We start from the raw sequence: 3719 nt of genomic DNA on the forward strand, positions 1-3719 counted from the left end.
GCCTTCTCGTGGCCGAGGGCCGCCGGCTGCGAAGCGAGGTCCACCGCGTGCAGCGGCCGGCCGGCGGGCCGCGGCGGCCCGAGGAACTCGCCCGGTCCGCAGGCGGGTTGATTCGCCGGACCGCGGGACGGCAGGGCGGGACTGCGGCCGCCGGCCGAGGGCGGAGCCCCGGGTGTGTAGGTCACGGGCACTGCCCTCGCCTTCGCTCGAATGTCGTCGTCATTTCAGGTTCCGGTGAGCCGGCACCGGCCGATGGTGTGCCGTCACCCGCTCACGGCAGTAGCTCCGCCTCGTCCGGGTCCGGCACGATCACCGTGCCGACCCCGTCGTCGGTGAACAGCGGCAGCAGTACCGAGTGCGGGATCCGTCCGTCGATCACCCGGGCCGCGCCCACGCCGCCCCGCACGGCATTCAGGCAACCGGTCATCTTCGGCACCATGCCGTCGCTCAGCTCCGGCAGCAGCTTCTCCAGCTCGCAGGCCGTCAGCCGCTGGATGACCTCGGCCTTGTGCGGCCAGCCCGCGTACAGGCCCGCGACGTCGGTCAGCATCACGAGCGCCTCGGCGCGCAGCGCGGTCGCCAGCGCCGCCGCCACGGTGTCGGCGTTGACGTTGTAGACCAGGCCGTCCTCGGCGCTGCGGGCGAGCGGCGAGACCACCGGGATCCGGCCGTCCGCCAGCAGGCTGTCCAGCGCGCCGGTGTCCACGCCGGTGATGTCGCCGACCCTGCCGACGTCCACCGGCTCCCCGTCGATCCACGGCGTGTGCCGTACCGCGGTGAGGGTGTCCGCGTCCTCGCCGGTCATCCCGACGGCGAGCGGGCCGAAGCGGTTGACCAGCCCGACCAGTTCACGCTGCACCTGGCCGGCGAGGACCATCCGCACCACGTCCATCGCGGCCGGCGAGGTGACGCGCAGCCCGGCCTTGAACTCGCGCTCAAGACCGCGCCGGGCGAGCTCGGCATCGATCTGGGGGCCTCCGCCGTGCACCACCACGGGCCGCAGCCCGGCGTAGCGCAGGAAGACGATGTCGCGGGCGAAGGCCGCCGTGAGGTCCTCGTCGACCATGGCGTGGCCGCCCAGCTTGATGACGACCGTGCGGCCCTGGTGGCGGGCCAGCCACGGCAGGGCGTCGCCGATGGACCGGGCCTTGGCCAGGGCCGGGTGCGCGCTGACGGTCATGAGAACCTCGCACGCCGGGAAACGAGGCCGGCGACCGGGCAGTTGGTGCTCACAGGCACGACTCCTTCTGTGGAGGGCCCCGGCCCCGGGAGAGCCCCGGTGACCGGTGAGGACGGCGTGGATCTGGAGTGGATCGAGAAGCGGCGGCGTGCGCCCCGCGCCGAGCCGCCTCAGGCGGCCGAGGACGCGGTCTGCACGGGGCAGGTACGGCCCAGCTCCCGCTCGGTGCGCCGCAGCATGATCGAATCGGCGATCTCGCCGCTGCGTACCGCGATGTTCGACAGCAGGGCCGAGGACAGGCCGTGGGTGTGCTCGGTGCCGCCCTGGAGGTAGACGCCGCAGGTCAGTCCCGATGCGCTGACGAGGCGGTAGTCGCGTTCCACCCGGTGCCGGCCCGCCGCGTCGCGCAGGAAGTGCCGGTCGAAGTCGCCGAGCAGGCGGGCCGGGTCCAGCCCGTCGTAGCCGGTGGCGAACACCAGCGCGTCGACGGCCAGTTCCTCCGTCCGGTCGTCGAGCACCGAGCGCAGGACCACCCGCGTCCCGCTCCCGGCGCGCTGGACCTCTTCGACCCGGGTGAGGTTGCGGAAGTGCAGCCGCCGGCTGTCGCGCACCTGCTCGTCGTAGGCACGCCGGTACAGGTCCCGGATGACGTCGGCGTCGACCACCGAGTAGTTGGTGTTGCGGTGGTAGCGCCAGAACGACTCCCGTGCCCGCTCGGCGCCGAAGTAGTACTCGTCGACCGCGCCGGGGTCGAACACCTGGTTGGCGAAGGGAGTGTCGTCGGCGATGGAGTAGCCGTACGACGGCATGATCGCGCTGACGTCGGCGTGCGGCAGCTCGTCGTGGAAGAACCGGACGATCTCGGCCGCGCTCTGCCCGGCGCCGACCACCGCCACGCTCTTGAGGTCGTCCGGGGCCTGTGCGTTGAACCGCTGGAGGAACTCCGAGCTGTGCCACACCCGTTCGTCGGACGTCACCCCCTGCGGCAGGCGCGGCACCAGGCCCGTCGAGATGGCCACGTTGCGTGCGGTGACCACGCTGGTGGTGCCGTCGCTCTCGCGCACCTCGATCTCGAGGAGGTCGGGCGCCGGGGCCCCGGCCACGGCGGCGGGCCGGATCGCGGTGACCTCGGCGCCGTAGGTGACCCGGTCGTCCAGGCCGGCGGCCGCCCACTCCAGGTACTGGTGGAACTCCTGCCGGGTCGGGAAGAAGTCCTGGTTGTTCACGAACTGCACCAGCCGGTTCGTGGCGTGCAGATACGAGACGAAGCTGAACCGGGACATCGGATTCCTGAAGGTCGCCAGGTCCTTGAGGAACGAGATCTGCATGGTCGTCGACGGCAGCAGCATGTTCCGGTGCCAGCCGAACCTGGGCTGCCGCTCGAAGAAGTGGGACCTGACCGGATGCTGCGGAGCGCTCGCCCCGTGCTCCTCCAAGGCGATCGCGAGCGACAGGTTGGACGGGCCGAATCCGATACCGACCACGTCGTAGATCTCTTCGCTGCGCCTGCCCTTTATACCCATAGAAATTTCTCCCCGATCGCGTCTGGAAAACTCGGCGCCGGTGGCCCGAGCGACCGTTCAGCAGTCTTGTCCGGAGCGCGCCTCGAAATCAACTGGAAGGCCGCTGGAAGACAACATGAGCGCCACTTGAGCGCGTCTGGAGGCGCTCTGGATCCAAAAGCGTTGTCCTGTCGACGGGACGGACGTTACGGTCGGCGCGGATTTTCGAAGTCTCCGCATGGCGCGGCCGGTGGCCCAGGGCCCGGAGCAATGCGATCAGTCATGCCCCGATCCGGCGCCATGTCTTGAGTCAATAGCCGAAAGGGAGAATCCAGATGTTCGTGCCCAGCTTTTACCGTGAACCGGACAGTTCATGGATGGTGGATCTGATCCGTGGTAATCCACTGGCGCTTGCGGTGGTCAACGGCAGTCCCGAAAACGGCCCGTTCGCCACCCATCTGCCGGTCATCTTCGACCCCGAGACATCGGGCGACTGGTCCGGCGAGCTGCCGGGCGCCACGCTGCTCGGGCACATGAACCGGGCGAATCCGCACTGGGCGGCACTGCGGCCGGGCGGCGTCCTGCTGCTGACGTTCACCGGTCCGCATTCCTATGTGTCGCCCACCGCGTACGAGGTGACCCCGGCCGCCCCGACCTGGAACTTCACCGCGGTGCATGTCCGGGGCGTGGTGGAGAAGATCGACTCCACGGAGGAGACGCTGGGCGTGGTGCAGTCCACCGTGCGCGCCTTCGAGGGGGCGTTCGGCAACGGTTGGGACATGACCGGGTCGCTCGACTACTTCCGCAAGATCGTGCCCGGTGTGGGGGCCTTCCGGTTCACGGTGACCGGGGCCGAGGGCATGTTCAAGCTCAGCCAGGAGCAACCGGGCGAGGTGCGCGAACGGGTACGGGAGTCGTTCGGCAGCAGCGCGTGCACCTACAAGCGCGAGACCGCCGGGCTGATGAGCCGGCTGGCGTGAGGCGCGCCGGGGCCTCGGCGCCGGGCACTCAGGCGCTGATGGCCACCGGCCGGGTCC

At 70.3% G+C, this 3719-nt stretch carries 4 protein-coding genes; 1 reads left to right on the forward strand and 3 read right to left on the reverse strand.

Features of this window, described 5'->3' with window-relative positions; translation table 11 throughout:
* The 3 genes from AB0I98_RS49555 to AB0I98_RS49565 all read right to left on the reverse strand — a co-directional run.
* Positions 1 to 185: hypothetical protein (locus AB0I98_RS49555; RefSeq protein WP_362953082.1), on the reverse strand; the 185-nt coding region annotated here is incomplete at its 3' end.
* 86 nt (positions 186 to 271) lie between these two features.
* A complete protein-coding gene (argB, locus tag AB0I98_RS49560; protein ID WP_362953084.1) occupies positions 272 to 1180 on the reverse strand; it encodes an acetylglutamate kinase in 909 nt (302 codons plus the stop codon).
* 170 nt (positions 1181 to 1350) lie between these two features.
* The gene (locus tag AB0I98_RS49565; protein WP_362953086.1) at positions 1351 to 2703 is read right to left on the reverse strand and encodes a lysine N(6)-hydroxylase/L-ornithine N(5)-oxygenase family protein; all 1353 of its coding nucleotides are present in this window, start codon (positions 2701 to 2703) and stop codon (positions 1351 to 1353) included.
* A gap of 314 nt (positions 2704 to 3017) precedes the next feature.
* On the opposite strand from AB0I98_RS49565, the gene AB0I98_RS49570 reads away from it, so the two are divergent.
* A complete protein-coding gene (locus AB0I98_RS49570) occupies positions 3018 to 3662 on the forward strand; it encodes an FMN-binding negative transcriptional regulator (protein WP_362953088.1) in 645 nt (214 codons plus the stop codon).
* The last annotated feature ends 57 nt before the right edge of the window (positions 3663 to 3719 follow it).

The sequence above is a fragment of the Streptomyces sp. NPDC050211 genome (assembly GCF_040656035.1).
Classification (GTDB): Bacteria; Actinomycetota; Actinomycetes; order Streptomycetales; family Streptomycetaceae; genus Streptomyces.